Origin of the sequence: Pseudomonas sp. RA_15y_Pfl1_P11 (assembly GCF_963970975.1) — a bacterium.
Lineage (GTDB): Bacteria > Pseudomonadota > Gammaproteobacteria > Pseudomonadales > Pseudomonadaceae > Aquipseudomonas > Aquipseudomonas tritici.
Genome location: NZ_CAXAOY010000016.1, coordinates 86,627 through 106,879, shown reverse-complemented (window position 1 = coordinate 106,879; position 20,253 = coordinate 86,627). Strand labels below are relative to the sequence as shown.

Here is a 20,253-nt window from a genome sequence, read left to right as displayed (position 1 = left end):
GATGAAACACGAAACGATTGAAAAGAACGTCGGCCTGCTGATGCTGCTCATGGTGCTGGCCGTGAGCATCGGCGGCCTGACCCAGATCGTCCCGCTGTTCTTCCAGGACGTGACCAACAAACCGGTTGAAGGCATGAAGCCCTACACCGCGTTGCAACTGGAAGGCCGTGACATCTACATCCGCGAAGGCTGCGTACAGTGCCACTCGCAGATGATCCGCCCGTTCCGCGCCGAAACCGAACGCTACGGCCACTACTCGGTCGCCGGCGAAAGTGTGTGGGACCACCCGTTCCTGTGGGGTTCCAAGCGCACCGGGCCGGACCTCGCGCGCGTTGGCGCACGCTACTCGGACGACTGGCACCGCGCGCACTTGTACAACCCGCGCAACGTGGTGCCCGAGTCGAAAATGCCGGCCTATCCGTGGCTGGTCACCGCGCAGGTCGACAGCAGCCACACCGAGACCAAGTTGAACGTGATGCGCACCCTCGGCGTGCCCTACACCGACGACGACATCAGTGCCGCCGTGGCCAGCCTCAAAGGCAAGACCGAGATGGACGCGCTGGTTTCGTACCTGCAAGTGCTCGGCACTGCCATCAAGAGCAAGAGGTGAGCCATGGGATTTGAATTCGATGCGGGCACCATCCGCGGCCTCGGCACGCTGGTGGTCGCCATCGCCTTTATCGGCCTGTCGCTGTGGGTGTTAAACAACCGGCGCAATGCGGAATTCGAACAGGCGCGCCTGTTGCCGTTCGCCGATGAACCTTCTCCATCCGACGCTCAAGAAGAGCCTGCAATAAGGAGCACTCGGCCATGACCCTGTTTTGGAGTACATGGATCTGCGTACTGACCCTCGGCAGCCTGATCGGCCTGACCTGGCTCTTGATCGGCACCCGCAAGGGCGAGACCAAGGGCAGCGTCGACCAGACCATGGGCCACGCCTTCGACGGTATCGAGGAATACGACAACCCGCTGCCCCAGTGGTGGTTCATGCTGTTCGCCGGCACCCTGGTGTTTGCGGTTGGCTACCTGATCCTCTACCCGGGCCTGGGCAACTGGAAAGGTGTGTTGCCGGGCTATGAAGACGGCTGGACGTCGGCCAAGGAGTGGGACAAGGAGATGGCCAAGGCTGACACCAGGTTCGGGCCGATCTTCGCCAAATTCTCGGCCATGCCGCTGGAAGAAGTCGCGAAGGACCCGCTAGCGCTGAAAATGGGCGGTCGCCTGTTCGCTTCCAACTGCTCGGTGTGCCACGGCTCGGATGCCAAGGGCGCGTTTGGTTTCCCAAACCTGGCGGACAACATCTGGCGCTGGGGCGGTTCGGCTGAAGCGATCAAGGCCACCATCCTGAACGGCCGTCACGCGGCCATGCCGGCCTGGGGTGACATGCTCGGCGACAACGGCGTGAAAAACGTCGCTGCCTACGTCCGCCACGACATGGCCAAGCTGCCATTGCCTGCCGACAGCACCGCTGACCTGGCCGCAGGCCAAGCGGCTTTCAACACCACCTGTGTCGCTTGCCACGGTCCGCAAGGCCACGGCATGGAAGCCATGGGCGCGCCCGACCTGACCAAACCGGCCGGCTACATCTACGGCACCAGCCTTGCGCAGTTGCAGCAAACCATCCGCCACGGCCGCCAAGGCCAGATGCCAGCGCAGGAAGCGCTGCAAGGTAACGATAAAGTGCACTTGTTGGCCGCGTATGTTTACAGCCTGTCCCACAACGCTGATGGTGCAACGCCAGAAAGCCAGCCCCAATAACATCTGACTGCCTCCTCTGATCAGGGGAGGCTCCGCTTACCTGTGGCGAGGGAGCTTGCTCCCTCGTCACAGGTTCATGCTCACTTTTGAATGAGCCACATCATGAGCGACCAAGTGTCGCACCCTTCCAAAGCACACCTTTCCCCTCCTCACTTTCGGGTCTACGCTTGTTCCCACAGTGGACCATTCCCGGCCTACGCGACGGCAGCCGTTGCGCCCCCGAAATTTCCTGTCCACTCGATCAGCTTTCCATTTCGGATTTTATCCCTACACCAAACATGGAAAGGGCGCAGAATCTGGCGTGGAACGTATTGATACAGGTCAGCCATTGCGTTGCATTGGCCCCTCGCTTTCTACATACTTGCGGCCGATTTTACCTATAAAAAAACCTAAACCGTGGAACCTTAGAATGAGCACAGCAATCAGTCCGACTGCTTATAACTATAAGGTAGTCCGCCAGTTCGCCATCATGACGGTGGTCTGGGGGATCCTTGGCATGGGGCTCGGGGTGTTCATCGCCTCGCAACTGGTTTGGCCGGAATTGAATTTCGGTTTGCCATGGACGACCTTTGGCCGCCTGCGCCCGCTGCACACCAACCTGGTGATCTTCGCCTTCGGCGGATGTGCATTGTTTGCCACCTCCTACTATGTCGTGCAGCGAACCTGCCAGACGCGACTGATCTCCGACAGCCTCGCGGCCTTCACCTTCTGGGGTTGGCAAGCGGTCATTGTCGGCGCCATCGTCACCCTGCCACTGGGGTACACCACCACCAAGGAATACGCCGAGCTGGAATGGCCCATCGCCATTTTGCTTGCCATTGTGTGGGTGACCTATGCCGTGGTGTTCTTTGGCACCATCGTCAAGCGCAAGACCAAGCACATCTATGTGGGCAACTGGTTCTACGGGGCGTTTATCCTGGTGACGGCGATGCTGCACATCGTCAACCACGCCTCGTTGCCGGTCAGCCTGTTCAAGTCCTACTCGGCCTACGCCGGGGCCACGGACGCGATGATCCAGTGGTGGTACGGCCACAACGCCGTAGGGTTTTTCCTCACCACCGGTTTCCTGGGGATGATGTACTACTTCGTGCCGAAACAGGCCGAACGTCCTATTTACTCCTATCGCCTGTCCATCGTGCACTTCTGGGCACTGATCACCCTGTACATCTGGGCCGGCCCGCACCACTTGCACTACACCGCGTTGCCGGACTGGGCGCAGTCCCTGGGCATGGCCATGTCGATCATCCTGCTGGCCCCGAGTTGGGGCGGCATGATCAACGGCATGATGACCCTGTCGGGTGCCTGGCATAAATTGCGCACTGACCCGATCCTGCGCTTCCTCGTGGTATCGCTGGCGTTCTACGGCATGTCGACCTTTGAAGGGCCGATGATGGCGATCAAGACCGTCAACTCGCTGTCCCACTACACCGACTGGACCATCGGCCACGTACACGCCGGTGCACTCGGCTGGGTAGCGATGATCTCCATCGGCGCGCTGTATCACATGATCCCCAAACTGTTCGGCCGTGTGCAGATGCACAGCGTCGGGCTGATCAACACGCACTTCTGGCTGGCGACCATCGGTACCGTGCTCTACATCGCCTCGATGTGGGTCAACGGCATCACCCAGGGCCTGATGTGGCGTGCAATCAACGATGACGGCACCCTCACCTACTCCTTCGTCGAAGCGCTGCAGGCCAGCCATCCGGGCTTTATCGTCCGCGCGTTGGGCGGTGCGTTCTTTGCCTCCGGCATGCTGTTCATGGCCTACAACGTCTGGCGCACTGTGCGTGCCTCCGACCCTGCCGAAGCCGAAGCCGCCGCCAAGATCGCCGTTGTGGGAGCCCACTGATGAAGCATGAAGTAGTCGAGAAGAATATCGGCCTGCTGGCCTTCTTCATGGTCATCGCCGTGAGTATCGGCGGCCTGACCCAGATCGTTCCGCTGTTTTTCCAGGACGTCACCAACAAGCCGGTGGAAGGCATGAAGCCGCGCACCGCGCTTGAACTGGAAGGCCGCGACGTCTACATCGCCAACGGTTGTGTCGGCTGCCACTCGCAGATGATCCGCCCGTTCCGCGCCGAAACCGAACGCTACGGCCACTACTCGGTCGCCGGCGAAAGCGTATGGGACCACCCATTCCTGTGGGGTTCCAAACGTACCGGCCCGGATTTAGCGCGTGTCGGCGGTCGTTACTCTGATGACTGGCAACGTGCGCACTTGTACAACCCGCGCAACGTCGTGCCTGAGTCGAAAATGCCGGCGTACCCGTTCCTCGTGGAAAACAAGCTCGACGGCAAGAACACCGCGAAGAAGATGGAAGTCTTGCGCACCCTGGGCGTGCCCTACACCGACGAAGACATCGCCGGTGCAGCCGCAGCCGTGAAGGGCAAGACCGAAATGGACGCATTGGTGGCCTACTTGCAAGGCCTTGGCACCATCATCAAAAGCAAACGGTGATTCTTCATGGATATCGGGATGATTCGTGGGCTGGGCACCGTTGTGGTGATGGTGGCCTTTATCGGCCTGGCGTTGTGGGTTTTCAGCCCCAAGCGCAAGTCGGAGTTTGAAGACGCGACCTTGCTGCCCTTTGCGGATGATCCCGAAGCCATCAAGCACGTCGAGCAAGCTTCTAGGAGTAACAAAGAATGACTACGTTCTGGAGTCTGTACGTCACAGTCCTCAGTCTGGGTACCATCTTCGCCCTGACCTGGCTGCTGCTGTCGACCCGCAAGGGCCAGCGGGCCGAGCAAACCGACGAGACTGTCGGCCACTCGTTCGACGGCATCGAGGAGTACGACAACCCGCTGCCCAAGTGGTGGTTCATGCTGTTTGTCGGCACCATCATCTTCGCCCTCGGCTACCTGGTGCTGTACCCGGGCCTGGGCAATTGGAAGGGCCTACTGCCAGGCTACAACTACCTCGATAACGACAAGCAAACCGCTTTCGCCAACGGCCAGACCGGTTGGACCGGCGTGCACGAGTGGGAAAAGGAAATGGCCAGGTCGGACGCCAAGTTCGGGCCGATCTTCGCCAAATTCGCCTCGATGCCGATTGAGGAAGTCGCCAAGGATCCACAAGCCTTGAAGATGGGGGGCCGTCTGTTCGCCTCCAACTGCTCGGTGTGCCACGGTTCCGACGCCAAGGGCGCCTATGGCTTCCCCAACCTCACCGACGCCGACTGGCGCTGGGGTGGCGAGCCCGCCACCATCAAGGAAACCATCATGAAGGGTCGCCATGCCGTGATGCCGGCCTGGCTGGATATCCTCAAGGAGCAAGGCGTCAGCGACGTCGCCGCCTTCGTGGTGACCAACCTTGACGGTCGCAAACTGCCAGAAGGCGTCAAGGCTGACGTGGCCAACGGCGAAAAACTCTTCGCCGCCAACTGCGTGGCCTGCCACGGCCCTGCCGGTAAAGGCACCCCCGCCATGGGCGCGCCTGACCTGACTCACCCGGGCGCCTTCATCTACGGCTCGAGCTTCGCCCAACTGCAACAGACCCTCCGCTGGGGCCGTCAGGGCCAGATGCCTGCGCAGGAGCAACTGCAAGGGAATGACAAGGTGCACTTGCTCGCGGCGTACGTTTACAGCTTGTCCCATGGGGATAAGAAGGCTGAGGAGCAGTAAGACCTTTCAAATGCTCTGAAAACACCGAAGACCTAGTGTGGGAGCGGGCTTGCCCGCTCCCACATTGGATCTCCTTCGATTTGGCGACCGAGCCAGCCAAAACCGACCCTACTTTCCAAGTCAATTGATCCAGATCACGTAGGTCGTCCCCTTTCAGCAGCAACGGGGGCGTATCATCAGGCCACTGCAACACCCTTTAATTTGACCCCGGTTGGCACGTACTGGCCGAGGCAAGTCTCCACCGCCGTGGGATGCAATGATGAGCGACCAGATACCGGTACAAGACGTTACCCCGCCTGCCAAAACCGTCGACCTCTACGCCTCGCGAGAGAAAATCTATACCCGTGCCTTCACCGGCCTGTTCCGCAATCTGCGCATGCTCGGTGGTGCCGGTCTGTTCCTGCTCTACTTCGGCACTGTGTGGCTGAACTGGGGTGGTCACCAGGCTGTGTGGTGGAACCTGCCGGAGCGTAAATTTTTTATTTTCGGCGCGACCTTCTGGCCCCAGGACTTCATCCTCCTGTCGGGCATTCTGATTGTTGCGGCGTTCGGCCTGTTCTTTATCACCGTGTACGCCGGACGCGTGTGGTGTGGGTATACCTGCCCGCAAAGTGTGTGGACATGGATCTTCATGTGGTGCGAAAAGGTCACCGAAGGCGACCGCAACCAACGCATCAAGCTCGATAAAGCGCCGATGGGCGCCAACAAATTCCTGCGCAAAGTCAGCAAGCACAGCCTGTGGCTGCTGATCGGCTTTGCGACCGGCATGACCTTTGTCGGCTACTTTTCGCCGATCCGCGAGCTGGTGTTCGAGTTCTTCACCGGCCAGGCCGATGGCTGGTCGTATTTCTGGGTGGGTTTCTTCACCCTCGCCACCTATGGCAACGCCGGCTGGCTGCGCGAACAGGTGTGCATCTACATGTGCCCGTACGCGCGTTTCCAGAGTGTGATGTTCGACAAAGACACGCTGATTGTTTCTTACGACCCACGTCGTGGCGAACTGCGCGGCCCGCGTAAAAAGGGCGTCGACTACAAGGCCCAGGGCCTGGGGGATTGCATCGATTGCACGATGTGCGTGCAGGTGTGCCCTACGGGTATCGACATCCGCGACGGCCTGCAGATCGAGTGCATCGGCTGCGCCGCGTGTATCGACGCCTGCGACAACATCATGGACAAGATGGACTACCCGCGAGGCCTGATCAGCTACACCACCGAGCACAATCTTTCCGGGCAGAAAACCCACAAGTTGCGCCCGCGCTTGATCGGCTATGCCTTGGTATTGCTGGCGATGATCAGCCTGCTGGCGGCGGCATTCTTCATGCGCTCTCTGGTGGGTTTCGACGTGAGCAAAGACCGCGTGCTGTTTCGCGAAAACGCCGAAGGGCGTATCGAAAACGTCTACAGCCTAAAGATCATGAACAAGGATCAGCGCGACCATACCTACGTGCTCGATGCTTCGGGCCTGCCGGACCTCAAGCTGCAGGGCCGCCGCGAGATCAAGGTGGCCGCCGGCGATATCGTCAGCATGCCGGTGGAGCTGTCGAGTGCGCCGGAACAATTACCATCGAGCACCAACGAGGTGACCTTCATGCTCAAGGATGCCGATGACGCCAGCGTCCAGATTGAAGCCAAGAGCCGATTCATCGGCCCACACGTCCGTTAATCAAGAGAGCCAACAATGCCCCTAGCGACTGCTGCAAGCCCCTGGTACAAGCATCTGTGGCCCTGGATCATCATTGCGATCCTGGCCTGCTCGGTGACCTTGACCCTGTCCATGGTGACCATCGCGGTGAACAACCCGGACAACCTGGTCAACGACAACTACTACGAGGCCGGCAAAGGCATCAACCGTTCCCTCGACCGTGAGTTGCTGGCCCAGACCCTGCAACTGCGCGCCAAGATGCACCTGGATGAGCTGACCGGTGAAGTCGAGGTGAACCTCACCGGCAACAGCAACCCTACCACCCTGGAATTGAACCTGATTTCCCCGACCCAGCCCGAGAAGGATCGCAAGATCAACCTGGCCCGCAGTGACAGTGAACCCGGCCGCTACATAGGCCAGGTCACCGACAAGGTCGAAGGCCGTCGCTTCGTCGAATTGCTCGGCGTGGAAGGCGACCGCACCTGGCGCATGTTCGAGGAAGAACAGGTCAGCCACGACAAAGACTTGCTGCTAGGTGATGAACCGTTGCAGGGTGCCGAAGACCTGAAAAAGTAAAAACCTGCGCTTCGCGCATCGCGGGCAAGTCGCACCGCCGCTCCCAGCCACTATAGATTCCAGATCATGACCACCCCGTGCTACCACTGCGCCCTCCCCGTCCCCTCTGGCAGCCGTTTTACCGCCGTGATCCTCGGCGAACGCCGCGAACTCTGTTGCCCCGGCTGCCAGGCGGTGGCCGAAGCGATTGTCGCCGGTGGCCTGGAAAGCTACTACCAGCACCGCAGCGAAGCCTCGGCCAACCCTGAGGCGTTACCCGTGCAACTGGTGGACGAGCTGGCGCTGTACGACCGCGCCGACGTGCAAAAACCCTTTGTACGCCACGACGGCGAACTCGCCGAAGCCACGCTGCTGATGGAAGGCATCAGCTGCGCCGCCTGTGGCTGGCTGATCGAGAAACACCTGCGCCGCCTGCCCGCCGTGGCCGAGGCGCGCCTGAACGTGTCCAACCACCGCTTGCTGGTGCGCTGGGCTGACGGGCAGTTGCCGTTGAGCCAGTTACTCAGCGAGCTGCGCCATATCGGTTACGCCGCCCACCCGTATCAAGCGGACCGCGCTGCCGAGCAACTGGCCAGCGAAAACCGCCTGGCCCTGCGCCAATTGGGTGTGGCTGGGCTGCTGTGGTTCCAGGCGATGATGGCAACCATGGCCACCTGGCCGGAATTCAACATCGACCTGAGCCCGGAGCTGCATGTGATCCTGCGCTGGGTGGCGATGTTTCTTACAACACCCATCGTGTTCTACAGCTGTGCACCGTTTTTCAAGGGTGCCCTGCGCGACTTGCGTACGCGTCACCTGACCATGGATGTGTCGGTTTCATTGGCCATCGGCGGTGCATATCTGGCGGGCATCTGGACCGCGATCACCGGCGTAGGTGAGTTGTACTTCGATGCGGTGGGCATGTTTGCGCTGTTCTTGCTGGCCGGTCGCTACCTCGAGCGGCGTGCCCGCGAGCGGACGGCTGCCGCGACGGCGCAGTTGGTCAACCTGCTGCCCGCCTCGTGCCTGCGGCTCAAGGCGGATGGTCAAAGCGAGCGCATCCTGCTTCCCGAGCTGGCGTTGGGTGACCGTGTACTGGTGCACCCCGGTGCCGTACTGCCGGCGGATGGCGTGATTCTCGACGGCCAATCGAGCATTGATGAGTCCCTGCTCACCGGTGAATACCTGCCGCAACCGCGCCAAACCGGGGATGCGGTCACGGCGGGCACCCTCAATGTGGAAGGCGCATTAACAGTCGAAGTGCGCGCCTTGGGCCATGACACGCGCCTGTCCGCCATCGTGCGCCTGCTGGAGCGCGCCCAGGCCGAGAAACCGCGCCTGGCGCAGATCGCAGACCGCGCTGCGCAGTGGTTCTTGCTGTGCTCGCTGATCGCCGCCGCCCTGATCGGCTTGCTGTGGTGGGAATTGGATTCTTCGCGGGCGTTCTGGATTGTATTGGCGATGTTGGTCGCGACCTGCCCATGTGCCTTGTCCCTGGCCACACCCACCGCGCTCACTGCCGCCACTGGCACCTTGCACAAACTCGGGTTATTGCTGACTCGCGGACACGTGCTGGAAGGGCTGAACCAAATCGACACGGTGATTTTCGACAAGACCGGCACCCTCACCGAAGGCCGCTTGGCCTTGAGAGCCATCCGTCCCCTGGGCACATTGAGCACGGACCTGTGCCTGAGCCTCGCCGCCGCCCTGGAAAACCGTTCCGAACACCCGATTGCCCGCGCCTTTGGCCGCGCGCCGCTGGCCGCCGATGAGGTGCTCAGTTCGCCTGGGCTTGGTCTTGAAGGCCGCGTTGGCGAGCGCCAATTGCGCATTGGCCAACCGGGCTTTGTCTGCGAACTCAGTGGTTGCGCGATCCCCGCCTCACCGACAGATTCGGGTCAATGGCTGCTGCTTGGCGACCGCGAAGGCGCCCTCGCCTGGTTTGTGCTCGATGATCGCCTGCGCAGTGACGCCCCGGCCCTGCTGGCCGCCTGCAAGGCGCGCGGCTGGCGCACGCTGTTGCTGTCCGGGGACAGTTCGCCGATGGTCGCCAGTGTCGCCGCCGAATTGGGGATCGACGAAGCCCACGGTGGCCTGCGCCCTGATGACAAGTTGCAGGTGCTGCAACAACTGCACAAGGAAGGCCGCAAGGTGATGATGCTCGGCGATGGGGTCAACGATGTGCCTGTGCTCGCCGCCGCGGATATCAGCGTGGCCATGGGCACCGCCACCGACCTGGCCAAGACCAGCGCCGATGCGGTGTTGCTTTCCAACCGTCTGGACGCGCTGGTGCAAGCCTTTTCCCTGGCGCGGCGCACGCGTCGCGTGATCATTGAAAACCTGCTGTGGGCCGGGCTGTACAATGGCCTTATGCTGCCGTTTGCCGCCCTGGGTTGGATCACGCCCATCTGGGCGGCGATCGGTATGTCCCTCAGTTCGTTGACCGTGGTGCTCAATGCCCTGCGCCTGACTCGCCTGCCGAGCGCGCCAGTTGCCCGAGCCCCCTCAGTAACCCGCCCGCTGCCGGTGTGAGCCGTGCGGACATGGAGTGCAGATGCCAGCTTTATACGTGATGATTCCGGCGGCGCTGCTGTTAGTGGGCGTGGCCATCTACATCTTCTTCTGGGCCGTGGACAGCGGCCAATACGACGACCTCGATGGGCCGGCCCATAGCGTGCTGTTCGACGATCAGGACCCGAATCACCTGGCCGGTGTCGAAGAAGCCAACCACCCCGAACAATCGCCCAAAGACCCGCCCCATGCTTGAACTGGCGCCGCTGTTGGTCTCCGCATTGATCCTCGGCCTGCTGGGGGGCGGCCATTGCTTGGGCATGTGCGGCGGGCTGATGGGCGCGTTGACCCTGGCGATCCCCAGGGAGCAGCGCAGCCGCAGGTTTCGCCTGCTGCTGGCGTACAACCTGGGGCGCATCCTCAGCTATGCCGCTGCCGGCGTGTTGATCGGCCTGGCCGGCTGGGCGGTGGCGAACAGCCCGGCCGCGATGTTCATGCGCGTACTCGCCGGGCTGTTACTGATCAGTATGGGCCTCTACCTGGCGGGCTGGTGGAGCGGCCTCACCCGCATCGAAAGCCTCGGACGCGGCCTGTGGCGGCATATCCAGCCCGTTGCCAACCGTTTGCTGCCGGTGTCCAGCCTGCCGCGCGCGTTGCTGCTGGGCGCACTCTGGGGCTGGTTGCCGTGCGGATTGGTCTACAGCACATTGCTGTGGGCGGCGAGCCAGGGGAATGCGTTGGACAGCGGGTTGCTGATGCTGGCGTTTGGACTGGGCACTTGGCCGGTACTGTTGGCCACCGGCCTGGCGGCTGAGCGGGTCACGGCGCTACTGCGCAAACGCAGCGTGCGGATGGCCGGTGGCTTGCTGGTCATACTCTTCGGTATCTGGACGTTGCCCGGTCCGCACCAGCACTGGCTAATGGGCCACTAAGTAGCGCCGCTCCCCGTTGATGCAAATCAAGATGGCACCCGCGACGTGCCCCTAGACTCACCCCACTAGCCAATCCGGGGGAGCGACCGCATGCTCGACGCCATTCGTTGGGACACCCATCTGATTCACCGCTACGACTTGGCAGGACCGCGCTACACGTCCTACCCCACCGCCGTACAATTCGACAGCCAGGTCGGCACGTTCGACCTGCTCCACGCCCTGCGCGACAGTCGCAAGGCTGTGCGGCCATTGTCGCTGTATGTGCATGTGCCGTTCTGCGCGAACATCTGCTACTACTGCGCCTGCAACAAAGTCATTACCAAGGATCGTGGCCGCGCCCAGGCTTACCTGCAACGCCTGGTGCAGGAAATCCAGCTGGTGGCCTGCCACCTCGACCCGAAACAACCAGTGGAACAACTGCACTTTGGCGGCGGTACGCCGACGTTTCTCAGCCACGACGAACTGCGCCAGGTCATGGCATGTCTGCGCCAGCACTTCAATTTGCTGGATGATGATTCCGGCGACTACAGCATTGAGATCGACCCCCGCGAGGCGGATTGGGCCACCATGGGCCTGCTGCGCGAGCTGGGCTTCAACCGCGTCAGCGTCGGCCTGCAAGACCTCGACCCCGAGGTGCAACGCGCGGTCAACCGCCTGCAAAGCCTGGAAGAAACCCGTGCAGTCATCGACGCCGCGCGCACCCTGCAATTTCGCTCGATCAATATCGACCTGATCTACGGCCTGCCCAAGCAGACCCCGCTGAACTTCGCGCGCACCGTGGAGGAAGTGATTAGCCTGCAACCGGACCGCCTGTCGGTATTTAACTATGCGCATCTACCGGAACGCTTCATGCCGCAGCGGCGCATCAACACCGACGACTTGCCTTCTCCGGCAGAAAAGCTGCTGATGCTGCAAACCACCATCGAGCAATTGACCCAAGCCGGCTATCGCTACATCGGCATGGATCACTTCGCCCTGCCGGACGACGAGCTGGCCATCGCCCAGGAAGAAGGCACTCTGCAACGCAACTTCCAGGGCTATACCACCCACGGTCATTGCGACCTGATCGGGCTCGGGGTGTCGGCGATCAGCCAGATCGGCGACCTGTACTGCCAGAACAGCAGCGACCTCAACGCCTACCAGAACAGCTTGGCCGGCGCGCAACTGGCCACCAGCCGCGGCCTGGTCTGCACCTCGGACGATCGGTTGCGGCGGGAGGTTATCCAACAGTTGATCTGCAATTTCAGCCTGGCGTTCGAGAAGATCGAGCCGGCCTTCAACATTGATTTTCGCGGGTATTTTGACGACATCTGGCCGCAACTGGAGGCCATGGCCGAAGATGGCCTGATCGAACTCGACGCCCAGGGCATTCGTGTATTGCCGGCCGGGCGACTGCTGGTGCGTTCGGTGTGCATGGTGTTCGATGCCTACCTGGAGCACCAGAATCGGCAACGATTTTCACGGGTGATCTGATTACATCGACAACGAGGCGGCCTTCATCGAGTCGTTGGCGCTCATACCTTTCATCGACTTGGCCAGGGAGGTCTGAGCCGACATCAGGCCCGCCTGCAAAGAACTGATTTCGCTTTGCAGAGCACTGGTCTTGGCTCGAGCCTCTTCGGGCGAGAGGTTATTGGCGGCCGCGACTGCCGCCAGTTCGGCCTGTTTTTCGGCGATCTGCTGTTTCAGTTGGCGGATCATTTTCAGCACCTGTTTGACGTTGTCGTCCAGGCCACTGTCATCGATATCCGCATTGGAGCTTTTGGCCGCACCCGCGGCTTTGAAGGCATCGGCGGAAATAGTCACGGTTACACCTTCTACCACTTTGGGCGCAGTAGCCGTTTCGGCGCCTGGAACTTCTTCCTTGGCCTCAGCCAATGGCTTTGCATCCGGCACAGTCGGAATGCGGATGGCAGGGTTGTAGGCGGCTATAACAGACATGATCCAGGCTCCGACTAATAGGTATGCCTGCTGTATCGACCTTGGTACAAAAACCTTTATACCGTTACCGGTTTTTTGTACACGCTGGCTTCAGCGGCCTCCAGTGCGTTACCCTTACGTCTTATGTGTGTTTTCCCACAAGGATTAAAAAATGTCCGAGCCAGTCAAACTGCGCGCTCACAGCCAGGCCCATTGCAAGGATTGCAGCCTGGCACCCCTCTGCCTGCCACTTTCGTTGAATTTGGAAGACATGGATGCGCTGGACGAGATCGTTAAACGCGGTCGCCCGCTGAAAAAAGGCGAGTTTCTGTTTCGCCAGGGCGACAAGTTCGACTCCGTTTATGCAGTGCGTTCGGGCGCGTTGAAGACGTTCAGCCTGAGCGATGGCGGCGAAGAACAGATCACGGGGTTCCACTTGCCCAGTGAACTGGTGGGGCTGTCAGGCATGGACACCGAGATTCACCCGGTGTCGGCCCAGGCGCTGGAGACTACGTCAGTGTGCGAAATCCCCTTCGAGCGCCTGGACGAACTGGCCCTGCAATTGCCGCAACTGCGCCGTCAGCTGATGCGCGTGATGAGCCGCGAGATTCGCGACGACCAGCAAATGATGCTGCTGTTGTCGAAGAAAACCGCCGACGAGCGCATCGCCACCTTCCTGGTCAACTTGTCCGCGCGGTTCCGCGCCCGTGGTTTCTCGGCCAACCAGTTCCGCCTGAGCATGTCGCGCAATGAAATCGGCAACTACCTGGGCCTGGCGGTGGAAACCGTGTCCCGCGTGTTTACCCGTTTTCAGCAGAACGAGTTGATCGCTGCCGAAGGCAAGGAAGTGCATATCCTCGACCCGATCCAACTGTGTGCATTGGCCGGCGGCACGGTCGACGCCTGATCCAGACGCTGCGGCCGCGCCAACTGGCGAGGCCGCAGGTATACTTCGAGTCCGTTTCCAGCCCAGGACTCTTCGACGATGACCTTTGATTCGTTCGACATCAAATCCCTGATCCGCCCTGTCATCGACTTCCCCAAGCCTGGGGTGATCTTTCGTGACATCACCCCGCTGTTCCAATCGCCTCGCGCCCTGCGGCTGGTGGCCGACAGCTTTGCCCAGCGTTATGTCGAGGCTGACTTCACGCACATCGGCGCCATGGATGCGCGGGGGTTCCTGATCGGTTCGATCATCGCCTATCAACTGAACAAGCCGCTGATCCTCTTTCGCAAGCAGGGCAAGCTACCAGCCGACGTGCTGGCCGAGGGTTATCAGACCGAGTACGGCGAGGCCTTCCTGGAAGTGCACGCTGACAGCCTGTGTGAGGGTGACTCGGTATTGATCTTCGATGATTTGATTGCCACAGGCGGCACCCTGATCGCGGCGGCGAACCTGGTGCGGCGCATGGGTGCGCAGATTTTTGAAGCAGCGGCGATCATTGATTTGCCGGAGTTGGGTGGGTCGCAGCGGTTGGAAGATATGGGGATTCCGACGTTTTGTTTGACGCAGTTTGCGTTGACTGAGCGTTGACCGCTTGAACTGATTACTTAGTTGTCCGGTCCGGCCTCTTCGCGAGCAAGCCCGCTTGCTCGCGAAGAGGCCAAGAAGAACACAAGATCACAACCCCATCTGCTTGCTGATGATTTCATTCATCACTTCCCGAGTCCCTCCCCCGATGGACAGGATACGGTTGTCCCGATACAGGCGCTCCACCAGGTTCCCACGCATATAGCCCTGGCCCCCGAGTATCTGCACGGCGTCAAACGTCACACGGTCCGCCGTGTCAGTGGCGAGGTTCTTGGCCATGGAAATTTCCTTGATCACACTCTTTCCCGCGGCCATCTTTGCCGCCTGGCGGTAGGTGAATTCGCGGGAGACTTCAACGGCAGTGGCCATTTCCGCCAAGCGATGCTTGATCACCTGGAATTTGCCGATGGGTTTGCCGAAGGCTTCGCGTTGCGCGGCCCATATAAGGCTTTCCTCAAGTGCCAGTTGTGCGGTCATGTTGGCCATAAGGGCCAAGGCCAGGCGTTCGCTCTGGAAGTTGCCCATGATGCAGGCGAAACCCATGTTCTCGGCGCCGATCAGGTTGCCAGCAGGCACCCGGCAATCGTCGAAGAATAATTCAGCCGTGTCCGACGCCCACCAGCCCATTTTCTTCAGAGGTTGGCCGACGGTAAAACCGGGGGTGTCTTTTTCGATCAGCAGCAGGCTGATACCGGCAAAACCCGGCTCGCCGGTGCGCACGGCCACGGTGTAGAAATCGGCGCGGATGCCGCTGGTGATAAAGGTCTTGCTGCCGCTGACGCGGTAGTGATCGCCGTCGCGAATGGCGCGGGTTTGCAGGCTGGCCACGTCGGAACCGCCGCCCGGCTCTGTGACAGCCAGGGCGATGATCTTCTCACCCGACAACACCAACGGCGCTACGCGCTGGCGTACGTCGGGTCGCGCCCACTTGACGACAGGCGGCAGGCCGATATCCAGCGAACCCAGCCCCGCCACCACGCCGCCGGAGCCGCAGCGCATCAACTCCTCGCTGGCCGCCACTTTGGCGAACAGATCACCTTCATGACTGCCACCCAGGGCTTCGGGGTAACCGATGCCCAGTATCCCCGCCGCGCCGGCCTTGAGGTACAGCTCTCGGGGAAAACTCTCGGCCTCTTCCCACTGCTCGACGCCGGGCAACATTTCGCGTTCGACAAAACGGCGCACGCTGTCGCGGACCAATTGATGGCTGGGGTCGAAGTAGTCCTGATAGGCAGACATCGGCAAGCTCCACTGTGAGGTAGAGCGAACTTACCAAGCGCTTGCTTGGTTATCAAGTTGACTGCAGATTTCACCCACAACACAAAACCAATGTGGGAGCGGGCTTGTTCGCGAATGCGGTGGATCAGTCAATATCTTTGTTGACTGCTACCCTGCATTCGCGAGCAAGCCCGCTCCCACCTTTTGATCTGTGTGGCCCCTTAAAGGGCGATGGGTTTGCGACCGGCGAAGGAATGCGCCAGCGTCCCACCGTCCACCAATTCCAACTCGCCACCCAGCGGCACGCCATGGGCGATGCGCGAAGTGATCAGGCCTTTGTTGCTCAGGAGTTGGGCGATGTAATGCGCGGTCGCCTCACCTTCCACCGTCGGATTGGTGGCCAGGATCACTTCGGTAAAGGTGCCCTGCTCTTCAATACGCGCCACCAGTTGCGGAATGCCGATGGCTTCCGGGCCCAAGCCGTCCAGCGGCGACAGGTGGCCCTTGAGCACGAAGTAGCGCCCGCGATAGCCAGTCTGTTCCACCGCGTACACATCCATCGGCCCTTCCACCACGCACAGCAGCGTGTCGTCGCGGCGCGGGTCGGCGCATTGCGGGCAGAGCTCCTCTTCGGTGAGGGTGCGGCACTGGCGGCAGTGGCCCACACCGGTCATGGCCTGGCTCAGGGCCTGGGCCAACCGGGTGCCGCCGCTGCGATCACGCTCCAGCAGTTGCAGCGCCATGCGCTGGGCAGTTTTCTGGCCCACGCCCGGCAAAGTGCGCAGGGCGTCGATCAGTTGGCGAATCAGGGGGCTGAAGCTCATGGGCGAAGGGTCCGACAAAACAACGAGACGCGGTTTATACCCGCGCCTCGGATTAGCGTCAAATGCTCAATCCTGTGCGACGCGCACCACCAACTTGCCGAAGTTGCGTCCCTCCAGCAAACCGATGAAGGCTTGCGGCGCCTGCTCCAGGCCGTCGACCACATCTTCGCGGAACTTGATCTTGCCATCGCGCACCCACGGCGCCATGGCGCTGAGGAACTCGGGCTGGCGATCACCGTAGTCATCAAACACGATAAAGCCCTGAATGCGCACACGCTTGGTCAGCAAGGTGCGTTGCAGCGCCGGCAAGCGATCCGGCCCGCTGGGGGCTTCATGGGCGTTGTACCCGGCGATCAACCCGCACAGCGGAATGCGCGCCTTGGGGTTGAGCAAAGGCACCACAGCGTCGAAGACTTTGCCGCCGACGTTCTCGAAATAGATGTCCACGCCCTTGTCGCACGCCTGCGCCAATTCGTTGGCAAAGTCCGCGCTCTTATGGTCGATGCAGGCATCAAAGCCCAATTCGTCTACCACGTAGCGGCACTTGTCCGCCCCCCCGGCGATCCCGATGACGCGCAAGCCCTTGAGCTTGGCCACCTGCCCCACCACCGAGCCGACCGCGCCGGATGCCGCTGCCACTACCAGGGTTTCCCCTTCCTTGGGCTGGCCGATGTCCATCAGCCCCATGTAGGCGGTCATACCCGGCATGCCCAGCACACCCAGGGCCATCGACGGGCTGGCCAGACCTTTTGGCACCGGGATCAGGTTGCGACCATCGGAAATGCTGTGGCTCTGCCAGCCGGTAGCACCGACCACCAGGTCGCCCACTTCGAATTTCGGATGACGCGACTGCTCGATACGGCTGACAGCGCCGCCGGTCATCACTTCATCGATTTCCACTGGAGCTGCGTAGGACGGTGCGTCGCTCATGCGGCCGCGCATGTAGGGATCAAGGGACAGGTACAGCGTCTTAAGCAGGACCTGGCCGTCTGCCACGTCCGGCAGACTCACCCGCTCCAGGCGGAAGTTCTCCGGGGTGGGTGCACCCTGGGGGCGTGAGACCAGGACGATGCGCTGGTTCAGTATCGGTTCTTGAGGCATGAAGGTGCTCCTTTAACGGTAATCGAATTCATCGCTATCAAGTGCAGACACCGGCTGATACCCCGAGGTTCTATAGAGTTACCGTCCCGTAGGGCGAGTAAAAAAAATGCCAGGCACGAGGCCTGGCATTTGAGTCTAGCTAAGGCTTGCCGATCAGAACGGCAGCTTCATGCCCGGTGGCAGTTGCATGCCAGCGGTCACGCCACCCATTTTTTCCTGACTGTTGGCTTCGATCTTGCGCACGGCGTCGTTGACGGCCGCGGCGAACAGCGCCTCGAGCATTTCCAGATCATCTTCGCTGGTGCCTGGCAATACGCTTGGGTCGATGCTCACGCGCTTGATGTCGTGACGACCGGTCATTACCACACTGACCATATCGCCACCGGCCTTACCGGTGACTTCGGCGTTGGCCAGTTCTTCCTGCATCTTGGCCATCTTTTCCTGCATCTGCTGCGCCTGCTTCATCAGGCCGGCCATGCCACCTTTCATCATGGGAATCACCTCAAAAGTACGTGGATCAATGATTGGCCCGGTGTTATGACGCTTGGGGCACCGGGGCTTCGACGGGTTCAATAGTATCGTGACGGACGACCGCACCGAACTGTTGCATCATTTGCTGGATGAGCGGATCAGCGTGGATCGAGTCTTGCGCTTCACGCTGGCGGTTGATACGCCGGCGGCTCGCGGCCTGAGCCGGGGTTTCCTGCTCAGGCTTGATCAGCTCGATGGCGATGGTCAACGCGCGCTCATGGTACTGGTTCAGCGCATCGTTCAGGCGGCGCTGCTGGGTCGCGTTGAACAGGGCGCTGTGGGCCGGGTCCAGGTGCAACAGCCAGTGGTCGCCTTCAATGGAAATCAGCGTGCAGTTAGCGGCGATGCTGCCGGTCATGCCGGAGATCGGCAGTTTCGGGAACAGCTCCAGCCATTGCAGCGCCAGGCCGGTGGCCGGGGCTGAAGCGGGTTCCGCCTCGGGCTCAGGGGCCGGCTCGGCGGTGTGTTCGCTGGCCAGGTCGTCCAGGTAGCTGTAGGCCGAATCCATGTCCGGCTCAATGTAGTCTTCGTCCAGCGGCGGTTCGTCGTCAAGGTCGATGCCTGGGGTGGCAGCTTCCACCTGGGCCACGGTTGGCTCGGGAACAGGCGCAGAGGCCCACTCAGGGGCATCCGGCACCACGCTGTCCGGGGTCGGCTTGGGCATCGGCGTCAGCTCGGGCTGCTCGCTGCTGGTTTCCAGCACAGGCTCCACGGCAGGCACCTGCTCGACTTCAGCGTCGGCGTCTACCGGATTATTCCAGGGCAAATCGACGACCGGCTCAGGCTCGGCGATCGGTTCCGACTCGACCACTGGCGCAGCAACCACAGGCTCTGGCTCAGGTACCGGCGCGACCGGCGCGACCGGCGCGGGTGCAGCCACCACTGGCGCAACCACTGCCGCGCCAGCCACTGGTTTGGCGGAATCAACTGTGGCCTGGCTGATCCCCACTGGCTTTAGCGGCTGTCTCGGCGCATCGGCAGCGTCCGCGGGCCGGAAGGCCAGCATGCGCAGCAGCACCATTTCAAAGCCACCGCGCGGGTCCGGCGCCAAAGGCAGGTCCCGGCGACCGATCAGGCCCATCTGGTAATAGAACTGCACATCTTCGGCCGGCAACGCCTGGGCCAGGGCCAACACGCGGTCGCGGTCGCCATGACCGTTGTCGACCCCTTCCGGCAGGGCCTGGGCGATGGCAACGCGGTGCAGCACATTGAGGATTTCCGAGAGCACGCCGTTCCAGTCCGGGCCTTGCTCCGACAGGTGGCGCACGGCTTCGAGCAACGCCTTGGCGTCGCCTTCGATCAGCGCGTGCAGCACGTCGAATACCTGCCCGTGGTCGAGGGTGCCGAGCATGGCGCGCACGTCGGCGGCCATGACCTTGCCTTCACCAAAGGCGATGGCCTGATCGGTGAGGCTCATGGCGTCCCGCATCGAACCATCGGCGGCGCGGCCGAGCAGCCACAAGGCATCGTCTTCAAACGGTACGTTCTCGACGCCCAGCACGTGGGTCAAATGCTCGACCACTCGCTCGGGGGTCATGTTTTTCAGGGAGAACTGCAGGCACCGCGACAAAATCGTTGCAGGTAGTTTCTGCGGGTCGGTGGTGGCCAGGATGAATTTAACGTAGGGCGGCGGCTCTTCCAGGGTTTTCAACAAGGCGTTGAAGGAATGGCTGGACAGCATGTGCACTTCGTCGATCAGGTAGACCTTGAAGCGGCCACGGCTCGGCGCGTACTGCACGTTATCCAGCAGCTCGCGGGTGTCTTCGACCTTGGTACGGCTCGCGGCGTCGATTTCGATCAGGTCGACGAAACGCCCTTCGTCGATTTCCTTGCACACCGAGCAGGTGCCGCAGGGCGTCGAAGTGATACCGGTTTCACAGTTCAGGCATTTGGCGATGATGCGCGCAATGGTGGTCTTGCCCACTCCTCGGGTACCGGTGAACAGGTAGGCGTGGTGCAGCCGTTGGCTGTCCAAGGCATTGATCAGAGCCTTGAGCACATGGGTCTGGCCGACCATTTCGCGGAACGAGCGCGGACGCCATTTACGTGCAAGAACCTGATAACTCATCGAAAACCGTCGCAACTGGGAAGCGGAAGCCGGTAA

The 20,253-nt window shown here is 61.3% G+C and carries 21 protein-coding genes; 15 read left to right on the top strand and 6 right to left on the bottom strand.

Going from position 1 to position 20,253, the window contains the following annotated elements:
* Position 1: 1 nt before the first annotated feature.
* The 13 genes from ccoO (AACY44_RS19885) (at position 2) to hemN (ending at position 12,497) form a co-directional block, all read left to right on the top strand.
* A complete protein-coding gene (ccoO, locus tag AACY44_RS19885; RefSeq protein WP_065881223.1) occupies positions 2 to 610 on the top strand; it encodes a cytochrome-c oxidase, cbb3-type subunit II in 609 nt (202 codons plus the stop codon).
* A 3-nt stretch (positions 611 to 613) separates the two neighbouring features.
* Positions 614 to 814 (top strand): cbb3-type cytochrome oxidase subunit 3, encoded by a 201-nt coding sequence (locus AACY44_RS19880; protein WP_339530916.1) that lies wholly within the window; start codon positions 614 to 616, stop codon positions 812 to 814.
* Positions 811 to 1,758 (top strand): cytochrome-c oxidase, cbb3-type subunit III, encoded by a 948-nt coding sequence (gene ccoP / locus AACY44_RS19875; RefSeq protein ID WP_339418733.1) that lies wholly within the window; start codon positions 811 to 813, stop codon positions 1,756 to 1,758. The genes AACY44_RS19880 and ccoP (AACY44_RS19875) overlap by 4 nt, the downstream gene beginning before the upstream one ends.
* Positions 1,759 to 2,167: 409 nt before the next feature.
* Positions 2,168 to 3,610, top strand: coding sequence for a cytochrome-c oxidase, cbb3-type subunit I (gene ccoN, locus AACY44_RS19870; protein ID WP_339418735.1), 1,443 nt, complete (start codon positions 2,168 to 2,170; stop codon positions 3,608 to 3,610).
* Positions 3,610 to 4,218: a cytochrome-c oxidase, cbb3-type subunit II gene (gene ccoO, locus AACY44_RS19865; RefSeq protein WP_339418736.1), complete on the top strand. Its 609-nt coding sequence runs from the start codon at positions 3,610 to 3,612 to the stop codon at positions 4,216 to 4,218. The genes ccoN and ccoO (AACY44_RS19865) overlap by 1 nt, the downstream gene beginning before the upstream one ends.
* Positions 4,219 to 4,224: 6 nt before the next feature.
* Complete coding sequence (locus tag AACY44_RS19860; protein ID WP_003175465.1) at positions 4,225 to 4,410, top strand: CcoQ/FixQ family Cbb3-type cytochrome c oxidase assembly chaperone; 186 nt, start codon at positions 4,225 to 4,227, stop codon at positions 4,408 to 4,410.
* Positions 4,407 to 5,384 (top strand): cytochrome-c oxidase, cbb3-type subunit III, encoded by a 978-nt coding sequence (gene ccoP / locus AACY44_RS19855; protein ID WP_339418737.1) that lies wholly within the window; start codon positions 4,407 to 4,409, stop codon positions 5,382 to 5,384. Before AACY44_RS19860 ends, ccoP (AACY44_RS19855) begins: the two co-directional genes overlap by 4 nt.
* 259 nt (positions 5,385 to 5,643) lie before the next feature.
* Positions 5,644 to 7,047 (top strand): cytochrome c oxidase accessory protein CcoG, encoded by a 1,404-nt coding sequence (gene ccoG, locus AACY44_RS19850; protein ID WP_339418738.1) that lies wholly within the window; start codon positions 5,644 to 5,646, stop codon positions 7,045 to 7,047.
* A gap of 15 nt (positions 7,048 to 7,062) precedes the next feature.
* Positions 7,063 to 7,602, top strand: a complete 540-nt coding sequence (locus tag AACY44_RS19845; protein ID WP_339418740.1) for a FixH family protein — start codon at positions 7,063 to 7,065, stop codon at positions 7,600 to 7,602.
* Between the two features lie 66 nt (positions 7,603 to 7,668).
* Positions 7,669 to 10,113: a heavy metal translocating P-type ATPase gene (locus AACY44_RS19840; RefSeq protein WP_339530914.1), complete on the top strand. Its 2,445-nt coding sequence runs from the start codon at positions 7,669 to 7,671 to the stop codon at positions 10,111 to 10,113.
* A gap of 22 nt (positions 10,114 to 10,135) precedes the next feature.
* Complete coding sequence (gene ccoS / locus AACY44_RS19835) at positions 10,136 to 10,348, top strand: cbb3-type cytochrome oxidase assembly protein CcoS (RefSeq protein WP_339418744.1); 213 nt, start codon at positions 10,136 to 10,138, stop codon at positions 10,346 to 10,348.
* On the top strand, positions 10,341 to 11,024 hold the full coding sequence (locus tag AACY44_RS19830; RefSeq protein WP_339418746.1) for a sulfite exporter TauE/SafE family protein: 684 nt from the start codon (positions 10,341 to 10,343) through the stop codon (positions 11,022 to 11,024). The genes ccoS and AACY44_RS19830 overlap by 8 nt, the downstream gene beginning before the upstream one ends.
* A gap of 90 nt (positions 11,025 to 11,114) precedes the next feature.
* Positions 11,115 to 12,497, top strand: coding sequence for an oxygen-independent coproporphyrinogen III oxidase (gene hemN, locus AACY44_RS19825; RefSeq protein WP_339418748.1), 1,383 nt, complete (start codon positions 11,115 to 11,117; stop codon positions 12,495 to 12,497).
* Here the strand turns inward: hemN and AACY44_RS19820 are convergent, their stop codons facing one another.
* Complete coding sequence (locus AACY44_RS19820; protein ID WP_339418749.1) at positions 12,498 to 12,965, bottom strand: hypothetical protein; 468 nt, start codon at positions 12,963 to 12,965, stop codon at positions 12,498 to 12,500. It lies immediately after the preceding gene.
* Between the two features lie 151 nt (positions 12,966 to 13,116).
* On the opposite strand from AACY44_RS19820, the gene fnr reads away from it, so the two are divergent.
* On the top strand, positions 13,117 to 13,851 hold the full coding sequence (gene fnr / locus AACY44_RS19815; RefSeq protein ID WP_049712041.1) for a fumarate/nitrate reduction transcriptional regulator Fnr: 735 nt from the start codon (positions 13,117 to 13,119) through the stop codon (positions 13,849 to 13,851).
* 78 nt (positions 13,852 to 13,929) lie between these two features.
* Entirely contained in the window at positions 13,930 to 14,478 is a 549-nt protein-coding gene (locus AACY44_RS19810; RefSeq protein ID WP_065873845.1) for an adenine phosphoribosyltransferase, read from the top strand.
* 87 nt (positions 14,479 to 14,565) lie between these two features.
* Here the strand turns inward: AACY44_RS19810 and AACY44_RS19805 are convergent, their stop codons facing one another.
* The 5 genes from AACY44_RS19805 to dnaX all read right to left on the bottom strand — a co-directional run bounded on the left by AACY44_RS19805 (position 14,566) and on the right by dnaX (position 20,217).
* The gene (locus AACY44_RS19805) at positions 14,566 to 15,714 is read right to left on the bottom strand and encodes an acyl-CoA dehydrogenase family protein (RefSeq protein ID WP_339418750.1); all 1,149 of its coding nucleotides are present in this window, start codon (positions 15,712 to 15,714) and stop codon (positions 14,566 to 14,568) included.
* Positions 15,715 to 15,914: 200 nt separating this feature from the next.
* Entirely contained in the window at positions 15,915 to 16,517 is a 603-nt protein-coding gene (gene recR / locus AACY44_RS19800) for a recombination mediator RecR (RefSeq protein ID WP_065873846.1), read from the bottom strand.
* A gap of 66 nt (positions 16,518 to 16,583) precedes the next feature.
* The gene (locus AACY44_RS19795; protein ID WP_339436438.1) at positions 16,584 to 17,618 is read right to left on the bottom strand and encodes an NADP-dependent oxidoreductase; all 1,035 of its coding nucleotides are present in this window, start codon (positions 17,616 to 17,618) and stop codon (positions 16,584 to 16,586) included.
* A 153-nt stretch (positions 17,619 to 17,771) separates the two neighbouring features.
* Positions 17,772 to 18,110, bottom strand: a complete 339-nt coding sequence (locus AACY44_RS19790) for a YbaB/EbfC family nucleoid-associated protein (RefSeq protein WP_049712036.1) — start codon at positions 18,108 to 18,110, stop codon at positions 17,772 to 17,774.
* 43 nt (positions 18,111 to 18,153) lie between these two features.
* Positions 18,154 to 20,217: a DNA polymerase III subunit gamma/tau gene (gene dnaX / locus AACY44_RS19785; RefSeq protein ID WP_339436439.1), complete on the bottom strand. Its 2,064-nt coding sequence runs from the start codon at positions 20,215 to 20,217 to the stop codon at positions 18,154 to 18,156.
* Positions 20,218 to 20,253: the final 36 nt, after the last annotated feature.